This window comes from Parasphingomonas halimpatiens (assembly GCF_036663795.1).
Lineage (GTDB): Bacteria > Pseudomonadota > Alphaproteobacteria > Sphingomonadales > Sphingomonadaceae > Sphingomonas.
The window spans coordinates 182,501-203,895 of the sequence record NZ_JAXOJP010000007.1 but is presented as its reverse complement, the minus strand read 5'-3'; the positions used below and the strand labels follow the sequence as shown (position 1 = coordinate 203,895).

16 protein-coding genes, 1 tRNA gene and 2 rRNA genes are annotated in these 21,395 nt (G+C 63.8%); 2 read left to right on the top strand and 17 right to left on the bottom strand.

Features of this window, described 5'->3' with window-relative positions; translation table 11 throughout:
• Window positions 1-2: 2 nt before the first annotated feature.
• From U1839_RS10235 to trbB, 3 genes are read right to left on the bottom strand one after another with little or no spacing between them, the layout of a single operon-like run.
• A complete protein-coding gene (locus U1839_RS10235; RefSeq protein WP_332803531.1) occupies window positions 3-269 on the bottom strand; it encodes a VirB3 family type IV secretion system protein in 267 nt (88 codons plus the stop codon).
• The gene (locus tag U1839_RS10230) at window positions 269-625 is read right to left on the bottom strand and encodes a TrbC/VirB2 family type IV secretion system protein (protein WP_332803530.1); all 357 of its coding nucleotides are present in this window, start codon (window positions 623-625) and stop codon (window positions 269-271) included. Before U1839_RS10230 ends, U1839_RS10235 begins: the two co-directional genes overlap by 1 nt.
• A complete protein-coding gene (gene trbB / locus U1839_RS10225) occupies window positions 622-1,557 on the bottom strand; it encodes a P-type conjugative transfer ATPase TrbB (RefSeq protein WP_443030597.1) in 936 nt (311 codons plus the stop codon). Before trbB ends, U1839_RS10230 begins: the two co-directional genes overlap by 4 nt.
• A 219-nt stretch (window positions 1,558-1,776) precedes the next feature.
• Between trbB and U1839_RS10220 the strand changes: the two genes are divergently transcribed.
• Window positions 1,777-2,670 carry a S1/P1 nuclease gene (locus U1839_RS10220; RefSeq protein ID WP_332803528.1) on the top strand — a complete coding sequence of 298 codons (894 nt, stop codon included), beginning with the start codon at window positions 1,777-1,779 and terminating at the stop codon, window positions 2,668-2,670.
• A 7-nt stretch (window positions 2,671-2,677) separates the two neighbouring features.
• On the opposite strand, the gene U1839_RS10215 is transcribed toward U1839_RS10220, so the two are convergent.
• The 11 genes from U1839_RS10215 to U1839_RS10165 all read right to left on the bottom strand — a co-directional run bounded on the left by U1839_RS10215 (window position 2,678) and on the right by U1839_RS10165 (window position 15,806).
• Window positions 2,678-2,980: a hypothetical protein gene (locus tag U1839_RS10215; RefSeq protein ID WP_332803527.1), complete on the bottom strand. Its 303-nt coding sequence runs from the start codon at window positions 2,978-2,980 to the stop codon at window positions 2,678-2,680.
• 176 nt (window positions 2,981-3,156) lie between these two features.
• On the bottom strand, window positions 3,157-3,588 hold the full coding sequence (locus U1839_RS10210; RefSeq protein WP_332803526.1) for a CopG family transcriptional regulator: 432 nt from the start codon (window positions 3,586-3,588) through the stop codon (window positions 3,157-3,159).
• Entirely contained in the window at window positions 3,585-5,216 is a 1,632-nt protein-coding gene (traG, locus tag U1839_RS10205; protein WP_503653351.1) for an IncP-type conjugal transfer protein TraG, read from the bottom strand. Before traG ends, U1839_RS10210 begins: the two co-directional genes overlap by 4 nt.
• The gene (locus U1839_RS10200; protein WP_332803525.1) at window positions 5,213-5,494 is read right to left on the bottom strand and encodes a helix-turn-helix transcriptional regulator; all 282 of its coding nucleotides are present in this window, start codon (window positions 5,492-5,494) and stop codon (window positions 5,213-5,215) included. Before U1839_RS10200 ends, traG begins: the two co-directional genes overlap by 4 nt.
• A 120-nt stretch (window positions 5,495-5,614) precedes the next feature.
• Entirely contained in the window at window positions 5,615-6,127 is a 513-nt protein-coding gene (locus U1839_RS10195) for a DUF2285 domain-containing protein (protein ID WP_332803524.1), read from the bottom strand.
• A gap of 43 nt (window positions 6,128-6,170) precedes the next feature.
• On the bottom strand, window positions 6,171-6,362 hold the full coding sequence (locus U1839_RS10190; RefSeq protein ID WP_443030600.1) for a transcriptional regulator domain-containing protein: 192 nt from the start codon (window positions 6,360-6,362) through the stop codon (window positions 6,171-6,173).
• Between the two features lie 351 nt (window positions 6,363-6,713).
• Window positions 6,714-7,037, bottom strand: coding sequence for a DUF736 domain-containing protein (locus U1839_RS10185; protein WP_332803523.1), 324 nt, complete (start codon window positions 7,035-7,037; stop codon window positions 6,714-6,716).
• Between the two features lie 82 nt (window positions 7,038-7,119).
• Entirely contained in the window at window positions 7,120-11,334 is a 4,215-nt protein-coding gene (locus U1839_RS10180; RefSeq protein WP_332803522.1) for a strawberry notch-like NTP hydrolase domain-containing protein, read from the bottom strand.
• A 214-nt stretch (window positions 11,335-11,548) separates the two neighbouring features.
• A complete protein-coding gene (locus U1839_RS10175) occupies window positions 11,549-13,681 on the bottom strand; it encodes a ParB/RepB/Spo0J family partition protein (RefSeq protein ID WP_332803521.1) in 2,133 nt (710 codons plus the stop codon).
• A 143-nt stretch (window positions 13,682-13,824) separates the two neighbouring features.
• The gene (locus tag U1839_RS10170; RefSeq protein WP_332803554.1) at window positions 13,825-15,012 is read right to left on the bottom strand and encodes a DUF932 domain-containing protein; all 1,188 of its coding nucleotides are present in this window, start codon (window positions 15,010-15,012) and stop codon (window positions 13,825-13,827) included.
• A 14-nt stretch (window positions 15,013-15,026) separates the two neighbouring features.
• Window positions 15,027-15,806, bottom strand: coding sequence for a zincin-like metallopeptidase domain-containing protein (locus U1839_RS10165; protein WP_332803520.1), 780 nt, complete (start codon window positions 15,804-15,806; stop codon window positions 15,027-15,029).
• 619 nt (window positions 15,807-16,425) lie between these two features.
• Here U1839_RS10165 and U1839_RS10160 point away from each other — a divergent pair.
• Window positions 16,426-18,129: a recombinase family protein gene (locus U1839_RS10160; protein WP_332803553.1), complete on the top strand. Its 1,704-nt coding sequence runs from the start codon at window positions 16,426-16,428 to the stop codon at window positions 18,127-18,129.
• Here U1839_RS10160 and U1839_RS10155 read toward each other — a convergent pair.
• The 3 genes from U1839_RS10155 to U1839_RS10145 all read right to left on the bottom strand — a co-directional run bounded on the left by U1839_RS10155 (window position 18,086) and on the right by U1839_RS10145 (window position 21,294).
• A tRNA-Met gene (locus U1839_RS10155) sits at window positions 18,086-18,162 on the bottom strand. The two genes, U1839_RS10160 and U1839_RS10155, sit on opposite strands and share 44 nt — an antisense overlap.
• Window positions 18,163-18,242: 80 nt before the next feature.
• Window positions 18,243-18,357 (bottom strand): 5S ribosomal RNA (rrf, locus tag U1839_RS10150).
• A 144-nt stretch (window positions 18,358-18,501) separates the two neighbouring features.
• A 23S ribosomal RNA gene (locus U1839_RS10145) occupies window positions 18,502-21,294 on the bottom strand.
• Window positions 21,295-21,395: the final 101 nt, after the last annotated feature.

Here is a 21,395-nt window from a genome sequence, read left to right as displayed (position 1 = left end):
CCTCAGGCGCGAAGATAGTTGGGGTAACGCAAGTGGCGCCGAGCGACGTCGACGAACTGCGCATCACGCCGCGCGGCCCACACCGCGCAGAAATGACCGACCGCCCAGATGGCGAGGCCGGCGATCCACAGTCGCAGGCCAAGTCCGACCGCGCCGGCGATGGTGCCGTTGGCGATCGCCACGGCGCGCGGCGCGCCACCAAGCAGGATATGCTCGGTAAGCGCCCGGTGGACCGGCGCGGTGAAGCCGGGGACCGGTTCGGCGATCATCAGACCAGCGCCCCGCCGCCGAAGCTGAAGAAGCTCAGGAAGAAGGACGAGGCGGCAAACGCGATCGACAGGCCGAACACGATCTGGATGAGTCGCCGCGAGCCGCCCGATGTGTCGCCAAAGGCGAGCGTCAGGCCGGTCATGATGATGATGATCACCGCGACGATCTTGGCGACCGGTCCCTCGATGCTTTGCAGGATCTGCTGAAGCGGCGCCTCCCATGGCATGGAAGACCCTGCGGCAAAGGCGGGTGGCGCCACGGCGATGCCGAAGAACAGGCCACCGGCCGCCACCAGCAGGTCGGACCGCCGCAAACGGTGGGCAAAGGGCGCGCGCCGGGCAAGGATCAAGGTCATGCTGCTACTCCAGGTGCGTGGATGGTGATCGGGATCAGGCGGTAATCGCCGTCGGGGCCGAGGCCCTCGACGCGGGCTAGCTCGGAAAGAAGTCGGCCATGGCCGTCGCGCACCAGCACGGCGATGAGGTTGATGGTGTCGGCGATCAGCGCGCGCGGCACGCCGACCACCGCCTCCTGGATGAGCTGCTCGAGCCGCCGCAAAGCGCCGATCGCGCTGCCCGCGTGGATCGTGCCGACACCGCCCGGATGGCCGGTGCCCCAGGCCTTGAGGAGATCGAGCGCCTCGGCGCCGCGCACCTCACCGATCGGGATGCGATCGGGACGCAGGCGCAGGCTCGACCGCACCAGTTCGGAGAGACTGGCGACCCCGTCCCTGGTGCGCATCGCGACCAGGTTCGGCGCGGCGCACTGCAGCTCGCGGGTATCCTCGATCAGCACGATGCGGTCGCCGGTCGTGGCGATCTCGGCGAGAAGCGCGTTGGTCAGGGTGGTCTTGCCGGTGCCCGTGCCGCCGGCGACAAGGATGTTCGCCTTGGAGATGACGCCGACCTTGAGCGCAGCGGCCGCGCCCTCGGACATGATCCCGGATTTGACATAGTCATCGAGGCTGAACACCGCGATGGCCGGCTTGCGGATGGCGAACGCGGCGGCGGCTACGATCGGCGGCAGCAGGCCCTCGAAACGCTCGCCACCATCCGGCAGCTCGGCGGACACCCGGGGCGAACGCGCATGGACCTCGGCACCGACATGATGCGCGACCAGCCGCACGATCCGCTCGCCGTCAGCGGGCGACAGCTGCTCACCGCTGTTCGAGATGCCCTGGCCCAGCCGATCGACCCACAGCCGGCCATCCGGGTTGAGCATCACCTCGATCACCTGGTCATCGTCGAGCCATGCCGCGATCGATGGACCGAGCGCGGTGCGCAGCATCCGCGCACCCCTCCCGCCCGCATCCAATCGTGACTGAGCACCGGTCATCGAGACCCCCGCATCAGGGCCAGGCAACCGCTGCCCGGCCGACGGGGATGATCAAGACAGCCAGAAAACGCGCGTGTTCAACAACAAAGCGCGAGCGTCGTACTGTGGCGTAGAACGACAAAGGATCGGCGGGAGGCTTGCGTTTCCGCGGCGCCGCGCGATGGTCGCGCGATGAAGAAAATCATGGTCGCCGCCCTGTCCGCGCTCGCTCTCCTGCCGACTCAGGCATTTGCCTGGGGCAGCGAAGGCCATGTCCTCGTCGCGGCCATTGCGCGCTCGCGATTAAGCCCGGAAACGGTCGCCAAGGTCGACGCCATCCTCGCCCAGGACCATGACAGCAGCACGCCGTCCGACATGCTGTCACGCGCGGTATGGGCCGATGTCTACCGCCGAGATCACCGCGAGACGTCGCAATGGCATTTCGCGGATGTCGAGAAGGATCATCCCGATTTCGACGAAGCGTGCTTCGGCCACCCGGCGAGCGCGCAGCCAGCCAGCGCTGGCCCGGAACAGGCCTGTGTCATAGACCGCGCCGCCGATTTCGCCCGTGAACTGGGTGATCCGAACACGCCCATGCCGGAGCGTATCCTGGCGCTGAAGTTCGTGCTGCACTTCGTCGGTGACATGCACCAGCCGCTCCACGTCGCAGACAATCACGACCATGGCGGGAACTGCATCCTGATCAGCCTGGGCGGCTCGCGGACGGTCAATCTGCACAGCTATTGGGACACCATGGTCGTCGGCGAGCTTGGCAAGGATGCCCGCGAGATCCTGACGCGGCTCACGGCCGATATCACGCAAGACAAGGCGGCGACCTGGTCGACCGGCGATTTCAATTCATGGGCGCACGAGACCAACGCGATCGCGTTCAGGACGGCCTATTCGTTCCCTACACAACCGCGGTGCGAGCAGAGCCCGACGCCCCTCCTCTTTCCCAAGGACTATGACGAGGCGGCGCAGCTTGCCGCGGCGACCCAACTCGAGCGTGCAGGCGTGCGCCTGGCCTTCGTGCTGGAGAAAGCGATGAAACCGCTCAGCGTCACGGGATTATCGCCTCCGGAATGAGCGCGGCTCAAGGCAGCCGGTCGCCGGCCCAGGAGTAGGAATCCAAGCCATAGGTCCAGATGGGCTGCCAGTCATCGGCCCCGTCGCGGACGAGCACCTGGGCATGATGGCCCCGCTTGCCGGACGAGTTGGCGGCGTCGACGGCTGCCTCGATCGCGATATGCCGGCTCCGATAGGGATATTGCGCACCGCTGTGAGAAACGAACCAGCGCTCCTCGCCTTCGCGGATGAAGTAGAGCGCATCGCGCGGCCACGAATCGTTTGCCGAAGACATGACCGAAGCAGAACCGTGGCCCGTGGCGATGATCAACCGGGAAAATCCCTAGCGCCTCGTTTGTCCGACCAGCGACCGCGTTGACCCGGTTTGATAGCTCCGCTGCGGGACCGCAATGGCGGTCCTCAGACCTTCGGATCGGGGATCGTTGTCGATCCCATTTGCCGGGGCGGATCTGAAGCCGACCCGCCCCCTCGGCTGATCGATCGCTCTCAGGTCAGGGCTTGCCGCGCGGCGATGTCGCGCAAGACGCGCGTTTCGACCCGTTCGCCGCTTTCCAATCGCCGTGCCAGCGCATCGACAAAGGCGGCCCAGCGCTCCTTGTTCTTCGCCTCGGCCGCGGCGGTCATGGCACCCGGCCTCTGCGGCATATTGTCGAACCACAGGAGCACGAACTCGGAAAGTGCTTCGATGACGACATCGACCTTCCATCCGATACGGTCGTTCTGTCGGCCATGCCGATCGAGCCGGCGGCTGATCGCTCCCTCGAGGCGTTCCGCGCCATCTGCCGAAAAAAATGACGAAAGCGCGGCCTCCATCACGGCGGTCTGCGACACCCGTCGCGAACGGGCCTGATCGGCCACCAGCCGGGCAAGAGCGACCGGCAAGCGATGCGTAACCTTGATACGTGCAGCGCTCGTCATAATTCCATTCCATCCTTTGGGTCCATCGCCGCTTGGCGTGCGACCCGGTTGAGCTGTTCGCGAAGTTGCGTCGCGGCGGCGGCGTCGATCTCGACCCCGGCCTCGTCGGCCTTGATCTCGGCTTGCGGCGCATTGGGTCTGGCCACGATCTCCTCCTGCACTGGCAGTTCAGGCTCGGTCCGGATGCCGGCGTTGGCGGGATCGTCGCTCGCAGGCCGGGCGTCTTCAGCCGGTTCGTCGCGCCTGTCGCGCGCGGCAGGCTCGGGCGATGGTGGGTGCGCCGTCTGCGCAGCTTGAGGCTCTGGTGGTGCGGCGATCGGCGCGCGCGCCGACCAGTCATCCTTTGCCTGACCCTCCGCCGTCCGCGACGGTGACGGCGCGGGCAGCAGGCGTGCCGCGAAGCGACGATCCTCATAGTAGCGGGCTTTCCGCGCCCTGATTGGTGCCACGCCAGCAGCCATCACGATCTCCTCGTCTGGCGGAAGCTGCATCACTTCGCCCGGCGTGAGGAGTTGCCGGGCGGTCTCGGTACGCGACACCATCAGATGACCTAGCCAGGGCGCGAGACGGTGCCCGGCATAGTTGCGCATCGCCCGCATCTCGGTCGCGGTCCCGAGCGCGTCCGACACGCGCTTGGCGGTGCGCTCATCGTTGGTCGCAAAGCTTACCCGGACATGACAGTTGTCGAGGATGGCGTTGTTCGCGCCATAGGCTTTCTCGATCTGGTTGAGGCTCTGGGCGATCAGGAACCCTTTGATGCCGTACCCGGCCATGAAGGCGAGCGCGCTCTCGAAGAAGTCGAGCCGACCCAGCGCGGGAAACTCGTCGAGCATCAGGAGGACGCGGTGGCGCCGGGTCTTGGGCGTCAGCTCTTCGGTCAGGCGACGACCGATCTGGTTGAGGATCAGACGAACCAGCGGCTTGGTCCGCGATATGTCGGAAGGCGGCACGACCAGGTACAGGCTTGCCGGCCGTGCCCTATCTACCAGGTCGGCGATCCGCCAGTCGCTGGCGCCCGTGACCTGCGCCACCACAGGGTCGCGGTACAGTCCGAGGAACGACATGGCGGTCGACAGCACGCCGGAGCGTTCATTGTCCGCCTTGTTGAGCAACTCGCGCGCCGCGGACGCGACCACCGGATGGACACCCGAGCTGCCGAGATGCCGGGTGGTCATCATCGCCCGCAGAGTCGACTCGATCGGCCGCTTAGGATCGGACAGGAACGCGGCCACCCCGGCCAGGGTCTTGTTCGGCTCGGCATAGAGGACGTGAAGGATCGCGCCGACCAGCAGCGCGTGGCTGGTCTTCTCCCAGTGATTGCGCTTCTCCAGGCTCCCCTCTGGGTCGACCAGCACGTCGGCGACATTCTGCACGTCGCGCACTTCCCATTCGCCGCGGCGCACCTCGAGCAGCGGATTGTAGCGCGACGAACTCACATTGGTCGGGTCGAACAGCAGCACCTGGCCGATCCGCGCACGAACGCGCCGGGATTTGGCGAGGCTGAAGAACGGCCAGGTCATGAGATCCTGCGCATCGCGCGGTGCAATCGGCCCCGGAATCGCGCGAAACAGTTCGAGCTGTACGCTGCTTGCAGCAGGCGCGGCGAGGGCGCGCGGACGCCCGTTCATCGGCGCACCGGACCGCCGCGGGACAGCTGCTCGTCCAGCCGCCGGGCCGGATGAACGATACCGTGGCCGGGGTCCGAGGTGGACTGGCGATGGCCCTGGTCGGCCCAGCTTTGCAGGTCGCCGACCGCATACACCACGCGACCGCCAAGCTTGCGATAGGCCGGGCCGGTACCGAAGCAGCGATGCTTTTCCAGCGTCCGCGCCGAGAGGCCAAGCAGGCGCGCGGCGTCAGGTGTGCGAAGATAGGGGAGGGGCTGCCCCGTCGGCAATAGCGACATATCGAGTTCTCCGGCGTGTGGCCGGGTGGCGTTCGCCAGTCCCGTCCTGTCGCCGGTGCTTGTGGCGTGCCGCCGGAAGGGTGGCGGAGCGGCTGAATGCGCACTCCATAAATGTCGCCCCTACGTAGGCACGCGATCGCGGTCGGTGAGCAGGCGGCGATAGCCGCCGCTCACCATCGCTTCGGCTTCTGAGATCATGCGCTGGGTGTGCCGGCGCTCGCTGGACGCTTTCCACGCCTGTGCGCCGAGGCCGGCAAGGCGCGGATAGATGATCCCGGTACCAATCTCGCGGTTGCTGGCGCCAGCCTGCGCCGCATCGAAAATGGCGACGAGCATCGCCAGCCGCTGGCGCTGGAATTCGGTCGGCTGGATCGCAGGATTCGCGACGGCTCGGTCATTCGCGAAAGCCTCGCGCGCACTCGCGGCGGCGAGAAGTGCGGCTTCGCCCGCCATTGGAAGAATGATCGTCAACGGCATTCCGGGCGCGCATTCGAGCAGCCAGAAACGTTGACGCGCGCCCGTTACGTCAATGACCAGATGGCGCTGGCCGACATCATCATGCGCTGCGATCGGCGCGACCAACTGCTCGGCGCGCGCGGCGCCGGCGAAGCCAGGCGGCGCGCGGCCGAGCACGACAATGGCGTCACAAGCTGGCTGAAGCCACAGTGCGGGCGCCTCAAGCGGCGTTCGGTCGGGATCGAAAGAGACGCGCGAGACCCCATTGCCGGGCCAGCCCTCCTTCCAGCGATGCGTCGTCCCGCCGACTATCGCGGCGACGCCAGTCGCCGCGATAGTCGGGATTGCGGCGGAGAAATTCCTGCGCGAAATCGATCAGGTCGAGACGCTCGCGGTCGTCGACATCGACGATCCGAAAAGGCGCCTGTCTGACGATCGCATTTCCCCCGACCCGTTGAAGGGGGATCGATCGACCAATTGCAGGATGAGCAGAATTGCCCGTGCGAGGATGCGATCATGCCTTTGAGCAGACAGGCATTCACACCCTCCAACGCCGATCTTGCGAGAGCATTCGCTATCGTCGCCGCGCATCGGCGATGACGTTTGGCCGATCGTCGCAAAGGCTCTCCGCTGTCGCGAAGACCGTTCTACCCGCGAGGGGATAGGTCGTGTCGGATGTGTGTTCGCGACCACCGGTCGTCCACGTCCGCGGCAAAAAAGCGGAAAGCCCCGCCCGGCATCGCCGGACGGGGCTCCTGACCGCTCAGTCGTTCGCCGCCTTGCTCGGGCGCGACCAGATCAGGCTGTAGGTGTCCTCGCCTTCGTCGTCGAACAGGTTGGCGAAGATGGGTGCCGTAAAGCTCGGATCGTCGAGCTTGAGCGAGAGATAGTCGCGGCCTTGATTGGAAGTGCGCTTCCAGGCGGCGCCGATCTCGGCGCGGCCGACGAACACGCGGTGGGTCGGTGCGTCGTCGTTCGAGCGGTTGGTCTCCGGGACAATGCGGACGCCCTTGGCCTGGACGCCGAGGGTGACGATCTCGCCCGAATAGTCGGTGCCGACCTTCTTGAAGCTGCCGATGAATGCCATGATAAAGTTCCTTCGCAGTTTCGAGCCCGCCCCTTGCGGCCTCGATGGCGTGCAAAGGCCGGGTGCGATTGCCGCCGCAGCGTCAGCGCTCGACGACACGCTGGAGCGGATAAAGCTGCAGCAGTCGCACGAACGCATCCGCGCCGTCGGCCCCCGTCGGCACGAACAGCCGCAGCTTCCACGAGATGATTTCCGAGATCAAGCCACAAGCCTTCAACCGGTCGAGCGCGAGATCGCTGAACCCGGTCAGCTCGATGCGCGGCACGTTCATCGACCGAACCCGCGACAAGGTCGGACTTTCGGCAAGGTGAAGGGTCGCCTCGCCGGCGAGCAGCATCGGCCAGGTCTGTTCCGGCTTGAGAGTCGGTGGCTCGGTCTCGACGATCGAAGCCACCCAGGCCGGGGACACGCGGCGGCCGACAATCTGTTCGCCATCATCGGCGTGCAGGCGATAAACGCGGGTCGATTCCTTTGGCAGCCGCTTCCAGATCGGCAGGAGCAGACCAGTCACGATATGCATCTGGCTGGTCTGATATTCAGGGACAGTGGCGACCTCGGCATCCCAGGCCGCACTGAACGTCGCTTCGTCGGCGCGCTCCCAATGCGTCTCTGCCATCGCATCGCGCGGCAGGGTCGGCGCCTCCATCGGTCGGATCAGGCGCACCCGCGCCTCGACCGTGCCATCGTCGAGCAGCAGGCTTCGCGCGCCAACCTGCATCGCGGCGCGCCCCGACCGAGCGTTGACCAGCGGCACCGCGTCACGCGATCGGCTCCGCAGGATTTCCACGGCGGCGCGAGGCTGGTTGCGGTCGCGCCGCTCGATCGTCAGCAGCCGGGTCTGCGCGCCGGTCGCTGGATGAGTGTAGATCGTCCGTCGGTCGACGATAGTGAACCCGTCGGCGATCAGCGTCTCGAGTCCCAGCTCATAGGTGCCGCCCGCAATCGCGCCTTCGATCCGCGCCGCGAGCAGGTCTTCGAACGCCGTGAACAGGATGTTCTGCAGTTCGATGGTCAACGCCAGCATGCGATTGAGGAACGTGGTGATCGGCGGCAGTTCGTCGCGCAGCGTGCCCTGGTCGAGCAGCGACAATCCCGTCGCATCCTCAAACTGGGCGAGCGAGCAGCCGTCGACCTTGCCGCGCACGAGCAGCACGTAGAGCTGCCGCAGCGCGTCACGGGCATACCAGGATTCGAGATTGTCCTCTGGCCGGAACATATTCTGGCCGCCGGTCTGGCGCTGGCCGCGCGTGATCGCACCCATCGTGTCGAGGCGGCGCGCGATGGTCGAGATGAAACGCTTCTGCGCCTTCACATCGGCCGACACTGGCCTGAATCGTGGCGGCTGTTTCTGATTGGTACGATTGGTGCGGCCGAACCCCTGGATGGCATTGTCTGCCTTCCACCCTGCCTCGAGCAGATAGTGTACGCGCAGGCGCTGGTTCGCCGCGTCGAGATCGGCATGATAGGAACGCCCGGTTCCCCCGGCGTCGGAGAAAATCAGGATGCGCTTGGCGTCGTCCATGAACGCCTGCGCCTCGGCGAGGCTCGCGGACGCCGGCCGGTTTTCGACCGCAAACCGCATGGTGCCATCGCCGCCCTGCCGCGTGACGATGCGGCGCGACCGCCCGGTGACCTCGGCGACCTGGTCGGTGCCGAACCGGTGCAGGATCTGGTCGAGCGCCCCGGGCACCGGCGGCAGGGCTGCCAGTCGCTCGATCATCCGGTCGCGCCGCCGCACGGCCTCGCGGCACTCGACCGGATTGCCATCGATATAGACGGGCCGGGAAGAGATGTTGGCCTCCCCATCCTCGAACGGCTCATAGAGCTGCACGGGAAATCCGTGCGCGAGATAGTCGAGGACATATTCGCGCGGCGTGATGTCGACCCGCACGTCGCCCCACTCCTCGGTCGGGATCTCGGCCAGGCGCCGTTCCATCAGCGCTTCCCCGGTCGAGACGATCTGAACGACGACGGCATGACCCTCCTCCAGATCGCGGGCGATGGAGGCGGTCAGGCTCGGCGTTTGCATCGCGGTGATGAGGTGATTGAAGAAGCGCTGCTTGGCGCCCTCGAACACCGAACGCGCCGCAGACTTTGCCTGGCTGTTGAGCGTGCCGGTCGCGCTTGTGACGTTCGCCGCCTCGAGCGCCTTGTTGAGATTGTTGTGGATGACCTGGAACGCTGCGGCATAGCCGTCATAGATGCGTATCTGCTCGGGGGTGAGCTCATGCTCGAGCAGCTCATATTCGACGCCGTCGAACGATAGCGAACGTGCGGCGTACAGGCCGAGTGCTTTCAGATCACGGGCGAGCACTTCCATCGCCGCGACGCCGCCTGCCTCGATCGCGGCGACGAACTCCGACCGGTTGGCGAACGGAAAATCCGCCCCGCCCCACAGGCCGAGCCTTTGCGCATAAGCGAGGTTCTGCACCGTCGTGGCACCGGTCGCCGATACATAGACGATCCGGACGTCGGGCAAGGCATGCTGCAACCGAAGGCCGGCACGCCCCTGCTGCGACGCCGCGACATCGCCGCGCTCGCCCTTGCCACCGGCGGCATTGGCCATGGCGTGCGCCTCGTCGAAGATGATCGCGCCGTCGAAGTCGCTGCCGAGCCATTCGACGATCTGGCGCAGCCGGCTGGCCTTGCCTCCGCGATCCTGCGACCGCAGCGTCGCATAGGTCGTGAACAATATGCCTTCTCTGAGCTTGATCGGGGTCCCCTGGCGGAACCGCGACAGCGGCGTGACCAAAAGGCGCTCCTGCCCCAGCGCCGACCAGTCGCGCTGCGCATCCGCGAGCAGCTTGTCGGACTTGCTGATCCACAGCGCCCGGCGCCTGCCCTTCAGCCAGTTATCGAGGATCATGCCGGCAACCTGACGGCCCTTGCCGGCGCCGGTCCCGTCGCCGAGGAACCAGCCGCGGCGGAAACTGACCACGCCCTCAGCATCCGTCGGCGCTGGCTTGACCAGGTCCCAGGTCTCGTCGACCGCCCAGCTGCCGGCGAGGAACTGGGCATGTGCCTCGCCGGCATAGATGACGGATTCGAGCTGGGGTTCCGACAACAGCCCAGCTTCGACGAGGCCGGCGGGCAGGTGCGGACGATAGGTCGCACGCGGCGGCGCGACCGAGGCCATTGCCACCGACTGGACCAGCGGCGTCGGATGTGGCCTGGCGCCCGGGATGCGCAGCGACTGGCATCGATAAGCCTCGTAGATTGCGTCGCTTGGCTCTGATGCGGCATCGGCTGCCCAGTCGATCGTTTCGAATTCCAGTTCGACCGACGCGGCTTCCGCGATCCGGGGCGCGGCGCAAACCGCAGGAGCGCGCGACGCGTTTGCCGGGACCGCTGCAACGATAGGAAGTGCAAGCGCCGTCGATGGCGACGGTGTCCGCGGCGGGACCTGGGCGATCACCCAATCGAGCAAAGTCGCTGTGTCCGGTGCGGAACCGGGCGATGGCGGGAAGGCCCTCGGAGCGTCCGCCGGCACCTTGTCGATGATCGTCAGCCGCGTGTCGACCGTGGTGCCGTGCCGCGCATAAACCCGCCCGTCGATCGCGGCGGAGAACAACACCCGGCCGTGCTCCTGCAGGTCGGCATAGTCATCGGCCCAGTCTGGTGCATAAGGCGAGCAACCAGCGCCGGTGATTGCCACAAGCCGGCCGCCCGGCGCCAGGCGCGCGAGCGCCGAGGCGATGTGGCGGAGCGCGGTGCCCTTGATCGCGCGGCTGATATGCGCAACCGCGGAGAAGGGCGGGTTCATCACCACGACGCTCGGCGAGATCCTGGCCGGCAGGTAATCGTCGATATGCGCCGCATCGTCATGACGAATGAGCGCATCGGGAAACAGTCGGGTGAGCAGCGCTTCGCGCGTTTTGCCGAGTTCGTTGAGCACCAATGCTGCGCCGTCACACTCGGCATGGACCGCAATCAGCCCAGTGCCTGCCGATGGTTCGAGCAACACATCACCGCGCACGATCGACGCGGCCAATGTAGCGACGAAGGCGAGCCCGGCCGGCGTGCTGAACTGGTCGAGCGCGACGCTCGTCTCGGAACGGCGCGTGTGGGTCGGTACCAGCGCCGCAACGCGCTCGATTGCTTTCAGCGCGGCTTGCGGGGACTGGCGGCGAAGCGCGGCACCATATTTGCGCAGGAACAGGACCTGGGCCGCTTCGCCCGCGTCATAGGCGGTCTTCCAGTCCCACGCGCCCTCAGCGTCGGTGCCGCCGAACGCCACTTCCATTGCCGCTCGCATGACGGCGACGTCGATCGGGGTGCCGGACTCGAGCCGTGCCATCAACAAACCCGCGGCTAGAAGCAGCGCGTCGGCGCGTTTCGTGGCGCGGCCAAGAGTGTCGGCAGCGGTACCGAGGGTATGTGGGGAAACCTCAAGCTGATGCTGATCGGACATGGAGATACTCCAGACATGCAAAAGCCCGGCGCGATGGCCGGGCTCTGCGAGATTTTGGGAAGGAGGCGGGGCGGCCGACGACCGCCCCGCAGGTGACCGGCTATTCGGCGGCCACGGCCAGTTCGGCCTCGTCGTCGTTGGCGAGGAATGCCGGAAGCTCGGCGTGGTCGCCGGCCTCGGCTTCGCCAGCGACGGGATCGCCATCGTCGCCGCCGACATCACTCGGTGTACGGAGCGGTTCGGGCAACCAGCCGACGCCGTCCAGCAGGCGCTCGGCTTGCTGCGCCATGTCGCCCTTTTTGAGGTGCCCGATCAGCCCGGCCTTCTCCTCGCCGAGCGCTTCGGTGACCGCTTCAAGTATGCGCGGCTTGGTCACGCGGCCGAGGTAGCGATCGACCGTCGGCGTCCAGCCTGCCGCCACCATGTCGAGGCCGACCGCGCGGGCGATGACGTTGCTATGTGCGATGCGGCTCTCGATGGTCGCTGGCGAGATGCGTCCGTTGTCATAGCGGCCGCACGCCTCCCAAACGGCATTCACCGCGTTGGATGCGCAGTGCGCGAACAATGCCGCCTGGTCGTCGGCGGACAACGCGATCAGCGCCTCCCAGAGTTCGCTGTCGTTCTTCGGCAGGACGGCCTTCCAATGCTCGGCACGGGCGTCGATCGCGATGGCGGACGGGCATTCGGACAGCCGCGGCTCCTGATGCATGAACTGCGGACGAACCAGCGAGATGCCGAGGCAGGATTCCCGACTGGCATAGTAAAAGACCGACAGCACCATCGCATGCAGCATCGCGTGGAAGGCGACCGACGGTTTGGCCGCGAGCGCATTGCTCAGCGCGAGCGTGCGGTGAACGGTCAGTTCGGTCAGGAGCTTGTCGGGAAGCGGGCGGACGACGTCATCGTCCTCATCTCCGGCCGGCTGGACCGGCTCTCCTCCGATCGTGACCGTGGCAGGCTGGCGATCGCGACCCGTATCACCGTCGCCATCGCCGCTGTTGTTTCCACCGCCTTCGCCCTGCGATGCGCCTTCTTCGGCGGGCTCATCATCGGGCCGGACGAAGCCGCGCTCGACATCGAGCGTCCCGTCATGATCGAGGCTGACAAACACGCCGGCGATCGCCATGTCCGCGGGTTCGAAGGCGATTGGCCGCTCGCCGATGGCGCGCATCTCGCGCTGTGCGGCGACGTAGCGCTGATTGACGTCTTCGGGCACGTCCGAGGTCTGGCCCCATTCAGCCTCGATCGCCTCGATCTCAGCTTCCAGTGCCTCCAGCCGGGCCTGCTCGTCGCTGTCGATCGGCACATCGAACCCGTCGAGCTGCCGCATCTCGTCGGCATGGCCGTAGGTGAAGTCGAGAGCGACCGCGACCCACTTCCAGCCTTCCTGGCCGATGCGCTCGCCCTCGGCGCCGAGCTTCTCCAGGACCAGCTGATCGAGCAGACCGACATCCTGCAGCCAGCCGCCGCGATCGTCCTCGAACAGGTCGCGCATCACCGTTCCGCCCGCGGCGAGATAGGCGTCTAGGCCGACGAACAGCACCCGACGATCGGTCGCGCGCACGCTGTCCTCGGTCAGGCGGCGACGGATGCTATGGGAGGAGCGATCATGGCCCTTGGAAACGATGTCCCAAACCTGTTCCTGGCGGGCATGGTCGTCGGATACACTGAAGGCCATCAGCTGCTCCAGCGTCATGCCGTCATCGGCATAGACCTGGCACAGCGCCGGCGAGACCGAGGCCAGCTTCAACCGCTGCCGCACCACGGCCGGGGTCGTCATGAAGCGCGCCGCGATGTCGTCGATCGCGGAACCCTGATCGGCAAGCGTCTGCATCGCGCGGAACTGGTCGAGCGGATGAAGCTGCTGGCGGAACACGTTCTCGGCCAGCGAGTCTTCCTCCGCAGACGGATCCTCGTCGCCCGAGACCAGGCGAACGACACACGGAACCGGGCCATCCTTGGCGAACTTCTTCTGCTGCACGAGCATTTCCAGAGCGCGGAAGCGACGGCCACCGGCCGGCACCTCGAACGTGCCAGTCTCGGCGCCGGTCTCGTCCAGCACCGGACGGACGTTCAGGCTCTGGATGAGCGTGCGGCGCGCGATGTCCGCGGCGAGCGCGCCGATCGACACGCCGCAGTTGATCGCGCGGACGTTGGACTGGCTCAGCACCAGCTTGTTGAAAGGGATATCCTGCGAGCGCGACAGGACGAGTTTCGGGGCTGCTTTGCCCATGACGTTTCTCCGAGACGGGCCGCCGGAAGACTCTCTCCCGACCCTCAACCCGTCACGAAGCAAGGCGCAGCCCTCGCCCTCTAGGGAGACGGGCCACGCCAGGCTGGTCGTCCATCCGCGGCCATCTACGGCCGCGCCTCACACTATCCGACGCTGGCAAGGATTTTCGTCGCCTTGCCTTCCAACTCGAGCCGGGCGTCCTGGTGCGGGCGCGTGCGGGCGATGGCCGTGATCCCCTGCACGAAATCGAAGATCGATTCGGGCGGCCGGCCTTCCTCGGACAGCACCGCCGAGATCACCTTCGACGTGTCGGCGCGGGAGAAGCCCCGTCGCCGCAGGAAGTCGTGACGTTCCTCATCGTTTCGCGCGACGATCGCCTCGCGCGCTGCCCGGATGCCATTGACGAACGGCGCGGGCGACGAGGTCGCGAAGTTCTCCAGTGCTGGGGCGGCTTCGTGCGCGAACCGGCTTGCAGCGAACTTGCTATGCCGGATGCTGATCTCCTCGAAGCCTTCGGCGCCCCAGATGTTACGATTCATGCACACCGCGCGGAGATAGAAACTGGCCATGCCGAGCGTTTTCGAGCCGACCTCGCTGTTCCAGCAATAGAACCCGCGAAAGAAGAGATCCGGATCGCCGTTCGGCAACCGCCCCGCCTCGACCGGATGGGCATCGTCGACCAGGAACAGGAACACGTCACGGTCGCTGGCATACAGGGTGGTGCTGTCCCTGGTCACCTCGACAAACGGGTTATGCGTCATACTCGACCAGTCGAGCATGCCGGGGATCTTCCAGCGCGTGTCGCCAGTGCCGTTCCCCGCGATCTTCATCACTGCGGCGACGAGCTCATGATCCCAGATACGACCATAGTCGGGGCCGGTGGCGGCGCGCAGCTCGACGCGGCCGTCGTCCGCTTCCAGCGTCTTGATCAGTTCGCCGCGATGGGTCTGCAGGCCGTGCTGCAGATTGATCCCGGACAAGGGTCCGGGTAGTTGGCGAAGATATCCCGCCGGCGCGCCGACCAGACTGCAGAGCTGGCCGAACGACCAGTTTGTCGGTTCAACCCGTTCGGCACGACCGGGCACGATCAGCGACAGAGCATCGGGATCGTCGCGGCGTGCCTCAACTCGGATGTCCCGGGTTTCGACGGTGCGGGTGGTTGCGCGATCGGCCCGACCCTTCACGGCCTCATAGAGCTCGGTCAGCGACAGGAATCGCTCGTCGTCGGGCCGCGAGAACCATTCCGACGATACGCGGCCGATGCGCTGGCCACGCGAGATATCCACCTTGTAGCCGGCACCGACCGGCGCGCCATCGCCGCGCGAATTCATGATTGAAAGACTTGTCACGAGTTGCCTCCATGACGGTGCGCGGGAAACCTCTCTCCCGACCTTCTCACCGTCGCGAAGCGCAGCGCCCATCTCTCCCTCTCAGCCTGCCGCCTCGAACGCCGCACCGTCGCGGCGCCTGCGCGCTCCGCGCTCTCCGCCTGCAGTTCCTCGGCCTCAAGCCTGGCATAGGCCTCGGCCTGGGCATCGCGTCGGGATAACAGGTAGGCGGCAGCCTCCCGCGCGTGCCGAACCACGCGGGCAAATGCCTGCGGGTCGGCACGCAGCAGGGCGATCCAGATCGGGCAGCATTCCGGATGGCGGACGCCAGGTCTGATCCCGAGATCAAAGCAAACGATCGCTGCGGCGATCTCGGTGACGAGAGCCTCCACGCCATGGGCGTTATGTCCGACCGCAGGCGGAAGGTCGCGGCCGAGGCGTGAAGCGTGGCCGGTCGCACGAGCCAGTTCGTGGATCCAGTCGCTGCAGTAGGTGGCATCATTCGCCTCGGTCCAACTGGTCAGATGGATCATGTCGTCGAACTGGCAGTAGAAGGTGATCGATGCGCCAGAGCAGTAATCCATTCCAGTGGCGGCGAAGAGCTCGTGGAAGCCTTCTTCGATATCAGGCCGTCCAGACGGCGCGAAATTGTCCGGGAGCGCGCCGACCGATGCCAGCCAGTCGCGACACAGCCATGGAGCCTTGCCGTGCGCGAGGGCCGCGATGAGTTCTGCGGGACCGTGCCGGAGCGCAGACTGATGTCTGGGATCGGTAAGAACGGACAGGGCCGTAGTCATCGCGCTTCTCCGCGACGGGCGGGCTCGACCTCTCTCGCCACCCTCAACCCGTCACGGCCGACGCGGCCGCACTCTTACTCTGGGGGCGCCCACGGCCACTCCCGCAGAAGGGGTCCGGCGCGCCTCCTAGGCTCGCCGGCAGGGGAAGGCGTTCCCATTTGCCGGCTGGCCCCAGACCTTGTTCAACAAGGTCCTTGCTAGATGTCGGAGTGCGTCCGCGGTTGCGTCACATTGTTAGGACAGGCTGCGAGATTGTTTCTGATTCTGCTACGCGGCGCCACGCCACCACGCGCCAGGACTCGCTAAGCGACACCATGCGACGACATCATAACCGGTTGTTGTAAAAGAAGTATTTGGCCGAACGTGCGAAAGGGCGCATTTAGTTCTGCATGCCGCTTTTTCCGTCACGATCCGATTGACAATGGCGTCACCGCGGCGGCACAATTGCGGAACAGCGCCAGAACAGTCGGCGTTGGCGCTGTCTGTGAGCGGCGACGGACCTGATCCCCGGCTCCTCGAAATTGCCAGGATTCTTGCCCGGCGTGCCGCCCGCGAACACTGGGAACAACATGTCAGGGAGCACCGCGAACGGCGCCACTGACACTGCGGGAGCTGGGTCGTGAGAGTAGCTATTTACGCGCGTTATTCATCGGACCATCAGCGCGACGCCTCGATTGCGGACCAGTTGCGCGTGTGTCGTCTGCGCGTCGAAAGCCAAGGCTGGCACGTGGTAGAGGAATATACCGATCACGCCATCTCCGGCGCTTCATTACTCAGGCCGGGCATTCAGGCATTGATGATGGACGCGGCGCGAGGCCGGTTCGACATCGTGTTCGCCGAGGCAATGGACCGTCTCAGCCGAGACCAGGAGGACATAGCCGGGCTGTTCAAACGGATGAACCATGCAGGCGTGAAGATCATCACCCTTTCCGAGGGAGAGGTTTCGCACCTCCATGTCGGCCTGAAAGGAACGATGAACGCGTTGTTCCTCAAGGATCTTGCGGACAAGACGCGCCGGGGACTCCGGGGCCGCGTCGAACTGGGAAAGTCCGGGGGCGGCAATTCCTATGGCTATGACGTCGTCCATCAGTTCGGGCCAGACGGAACGGCGGTCCGCGGCGATCGCAAGATCAACCAGGTTGAAGCAGAGATAGTCCGACGGGTGTTCCGGGACTACGCCGCCGGCAAGTCGGCAAAGAAGATCGCGCGCGACCTCAATCAGGAGAATATTCCCGGACCGTCGGGTGGCGCTTGGGGATTCAGCACCATCCTCGGAAACCCGAAACGTGGCACTGGCCTGCTGAACAATGAACTCTATGTCGGCCGGATCGTATGGAATCGCCTGCGCTATTTGAAGGATCCGGTCACGGGCAAGCGACAGTCGCGTCTCAACGATCCGGCCGAATGGGTAATTCAGGAGGTTCCCGACCTCCGCATCGTCGACGAGGCACTTTGGCAAAGAGCGAAACAGCGACAGGAAGTGACCAAACACGTCACGGCGTCGGCCGGCGATGGTAGCGAGCCGGCGTTCAGAGACTTCAAGCGTCCGAAATATCTTCTGAGCGGCCTGACGCGCTGCGGCTGCTGTGGCGGTGGCTATTCGATGATCTCGACCCATCTCGTTGGTTGCTCGACCGCGCGGAACAAGGGCACATGCGACAATCGGGCAAACATCCGGCGTGACGAATTGGAAAAGCGCGTTCTCGACGCGCTCCGCCATCGTCTGATGGCGCCCGCAATGTTCGCAGCGTTCTGTGAAGCGTACACGTTGGAGATCAATCGGCTGCGGATGGAAGCCAGTGCAGCGACCGCTTCTGCCCAGGCCGCGGTTGCCCGCATCGACCGCGACCTCGACATGCTGGTAAATCTTATTCTCAAAGGAGGCGCGGCGGACCGACTGAACGCGAAAATGGTCGCGCTCGAGGCGCGGAAGTCGGGTCTGGAAAAGATGATCGCGGCGGCCGACCTGCCGCCGCCACTCCTGCACCCCGAAATGGCTGGTTGTTATCGAGGTCGTGTCGAGAAATTGCACGCTGCTTTACACGGTCAAACCGATGAGGAGCGTCTAGAAGCGGCGGAGGCACTACGCACGCTGGTGGAGTCGATAGTTCTCACCCCAAAACCGTCGGGAATGGAGATCGACGTCCGCGGAGATCTCGCGGGGATTCTGCAGCTTGCCTCTGGCGAGGGCCTACCCGCACCGGATCATGTTCAAAAGACACAAAAAAACCGCCCACGAGGGGCGGCCTATTTTGCTGAACTGCAATCGCAAGTTCAATTGGTTGCGGGAGCTGGATTTGAACCAGCGACCTTCAGGTTATGAGCCTGACGAGCTACCGGGCTGCTCCATCCCGCGCCAGTATCCCCGCCAAAGGCAGGGATAACATGTGAATGGGTTCTTCAAAACGTTTCTCGTCCACGCGCACCGGCTACAATGCCTGGCGACGACCTACTCTTCCATCGCTTGAGCGATAGTACCATCGGCGCAGTCAGGTTTCACGGCCGAGTTCGGGATGGGATCGGGTGGGGCACTGACGCTATAGCCACCAAGCAATGAAGCCGGTGCGAGCGCACGTAGAAACGGTTCTTAAATCGATGCACCTTGTAACAAGTTGTTTAATCAGGCGTCACATCTCGATCATCCACCCAATCAGCGCAATACCGGTTACCCAAAATTGTCGTTGATGGCGGGACTCTCAAGCGCGAATAGGACAATTAGTATCGGTTAGCTCCATGCGTTACCGCACTTCCACATCCGATCTATCAAGGTCGTGGTCTCCGACCGTCCTATGAAATCTTATCTCAAGGGAGGCTTCCCGCTTAGATGCTTTCAGCGGTTATCCCGTCCATACATAGCTACCCTGCTGCGCTCTTGGCAGAACGACAGGTACACCAGAGGTATGTTCAACCCGGTCCTCTCGTACTAGGGTCAACTCCTCTCAAATTTCGACGCCCACGGCAGATAGGGACCAAACTGTCTCGCGACGTTCTGAACCCAGCTCACGTACCACTTTAATTGGCGAACAGCCAAACCCTTGGGACCTGCTCCAGCCCCAGGATGTGATGAGCCGACATCGAGGTGCCAAACAACCCCGTCGATATGAGCTCTTGGGGGTTATCAGCCTGTTATCCCCGGCGTACCTTTTATCCGTTGAGCGATGGCCCTTCCACGAGGGACCACCGGATCACTATGACCGACTTTCGTCTCTGCTCGACTTGTCAGTCTCGCAGTCAGGCGGGCTTATGCCATTGCACTCTAACAGACGGTTTCCAACCGTCCTGAGCCCACCATCGCGCGCCTCCGTTACTCTTTAGGAGGCGACCGCCCCAGTCAAACTACCCGCCACAGAGGGTCCCTGATCCAGTTTCATGGATCGAGGTTAGACATCAGAAAACAACAGGGTGGTATTTCACCTATGGCTCCACATCAGCTGGCGCCGATGCTTCAAAGCCTCCCACCTATGCTACACAGTTCTTTCCTAATGCCACTCTGAAGCTGCAGTAAAGGTGCACGGGGTCTTTCCGTCTAACCGCGGGAACCCCGCATCTTCACGGGGAATTCAATTTCGCTGAGCATGTCCTGGAGACAGTGGGGAAGTCGTTACGCCATTCGTGCAGGTCGGAACTTACCCGACAAGGAATTTCGCTACCTTAGGACCGTTATAGTTACGGCCGCCGTTTACCTGGGCTTCATTTCAGAGCTTGCACCCCTCCACTTAACCTTCAGGCACCGGGCAGGCGTCAGGCCCTATACGTCGTCTTGAAGCCGACTTAGCAGAGCCCTGTGTTTTTGCTAAACAGTCGCTACCCCCTGGCCTGTGCCCCCCACCACTGGTTGCCCAATGATGGGGCCTCCTTCTTCCGAAGGTACGGAGGCAATTTGCCGAGTTCCTTCAGGACACTTCTCTCAAGCGCCTTGGTATACTCTACCTGACCACCTGTGTCGGTTTCGGGTACGGTCTATACGGTGGGGCTATTTCCTGGAACCTCTTCGAAGCCCCTCCAATCCAATAAGGAGAGACAACTCACGAGATCCGTCACACACCACCAGGTCACGGAATATTAACCGTGTTCCCATCGACTACCCCCTTCGGGCTCGTCTTAGGGGCCGACTCACCCTGCGCGGATTAGCCTTGCGCAGGAACCCTTGGTCTTTCGGCGAAAGGGCATCTCACCCTTTTTATCGCTACTCATGTCTGCATTCGCACTTCCGATACCTCCACGGTCCATTACCAGACCGCTTCACCGGCTTACGGAACGCTCCGCTACCGCGTGTATTGCTACACACCCAAAGCTTCGGTGCACGTCTTGAGCCCCGTTACATTTTCGCCGCAGGATCTCTTGTTTAGACCAGTGAGCTGTTACGCTTTCTTTAAAGGATGGCTGCTTCTAAGCCAACCTCCTGGTTGTTTTGGAAATCCCACATGCTTTCCCACTTAGACGTGACTTGGGGACCTTAGCTGTTGGTCAGGGCTGTTTCCCTTTTGACGACGGACCTTAGCACCCGCCGTCTGTCTCCCGGATATTACTCATAGGTATTCGGAGTTTGGTTAGGTTTGGTAGATCTCGCGACCCCCTAGCCCATCCAGTGCTCTACCCCCTATGGTATTCGTCCGAGGCACTACCTAAATAGTTTTCGCGGAGAACCAGCTATTTCCCGGCTTGATTGGCCTTTCACCCCTAAACACAGCTCATCCGATAACTTTTCAACGTTAATCGGTTCGGACCTCCAGTGCGTGTTACCGCACCTTCATCCTGGCCATGCCTAGATCGCCGGGTTTCGGGTCTAATACATCAAACTAAATCGCCCTATTCAGACTCGCTTTCGCTGCGCCTACACCTAACGGCTTAAGCTTGCTTGATACATTAAGTCACAGACCCATTATACAAAAGGTACGCAGTCAGGGCACAAGACCCCTCCTACTGCTTGTAGGCAATCCGTTTCAGGTACTGTTTCACTCCCCTCATCGGGGTGCTTTTCACCTTTCCCTCACGGTACTAGTTCGCTATCGGTCATGTACGAGTATTTAGGCTTAGAGGGTGGTCCCCCTATGTTCAGACAGGATTACACGTGTCCCGCCCTACTCGAGTCCTGATACATCACTTTCGCATACGGGGCTGTCACCCGCTATGGCGCTACTTTCCAGAAGCTTCTGCTAGTTGAATATCAGGCACTGGCCTGGTCCGCGTTCGCTCGCCACTACTAACGGAATCTCGGTTGATGTCTTTTCCTCCAGCTACTGAGATGTTTCAGTTCGCCGGGTTCGCTTCACGAAGCCTATTTTATTCAGCTAAGTGATACCTTGCCCCAATTATCTACAACCCCGGTTGCCCGGAGGTGAAGTTAATCGGGATAGGTGGGTTTCCCCATTCGGAAATCTGCGGGTCAAAGGTTGCTCACACCTCACCGCAGCTTATCGCAGCGTGCCACGTCCTTCATCGCCTGTACATGCCAAGGCATCCACGAATTGCCCTTACCTCACGCTTGAGAGTCCGCACCACCAACGACAATGCTGGGCAAGCCCGAAAGCCTGCCAAAACTCGGCAGAGCAGCATAGCGCAGTATCTTGGTGCGGATGATTAAAATGC

Bases quoted from the DNA above. Each gene is read 5' to 3' on its own strand.
- U1839_RS10210 (WP_332803526.1), bottom strand. From the start codon at position 3,588: ATGACGAGCGCTGCACGTATCAAGGTTACGCATCGCTTGCCGGTCGCT.
- trbB (WP_443030597.1), bottom strand. From the start codon at position 1,557: ATGCTGCGCACCGCGCTCGGTCCATCGATCGCGGCATGGCTCGACGAT.
- U1839_RS10200 (WP_332803525.1), bottom strand. From the start codon at position 5,494: ATGTCGCTATTGCCGACGGGGCAGCCCCTCCCCTATCTTCGCACACCT.
- U1839_RS10175 (WP_332803521.1), bottom strand. From the start codon at position 13,681: ATGGGCAAAGCAGCCCCGAAACTCGTCCTGTCGCGCTCGCAGGATATC.
- U1839_RS10230 (WP_332803530.1), bottom strand. From the start codon at position 625: ATGACCTTGATCCTTGCCCGGCGCGCGCCCTTTGCCCACCGTTTGCGG.
- U1839_RS10180 (WP_332803522.1), bottom strand. From the start codon at position 11,334: ATGGCACGGCTCGAGTCCGGCACCCCGATCGACGTCGCCGTCATGCGA.
- U1839_RS10170 (WP_332803554.1), bottom strand. From the start codon at position 15,012: ATGAATTCGCGCGGCGATGGCGCGCCGGTCGGTGCCGGCTACAAGGTG.
- U1839_RS10165 (WP_332803520.1), bottom strand. From the start codon at position 15,806: ATGACTACGGCCCTGTCCGTTCTTACCGATCCCAGACATCAGTCTGCG.
- U1839_RS10220 (WP_332803528.1), top strand. From the start codon at position 1,777: ATGAAGAAAATCATGGTCGCCGCCCTGTCCGCGCTCGCTCTCCTGCCG.
- traG (WP_503653351.1), bottom strand. From the start codon at position 5,216: ATGAACGGGCGTCCGCGCGCCCTCGCCGCGCCTGCTGCAAGCAGCGTA.
- U1839_RS10185 (WP_332803523.1), bottom strand. From the start codon at position 7,037: ATGGCATTCATCGGCAGCTTCAAGAAGGTCGGCACCGACTATTCGGGC.
- U1839_RS10235 (WP_332803531.1), bottom strand. From the start codon at position 269: ATGATCGCCGAACCGGTCCCCGGCTTCACCGCGCCGGTCCACCGGGCG.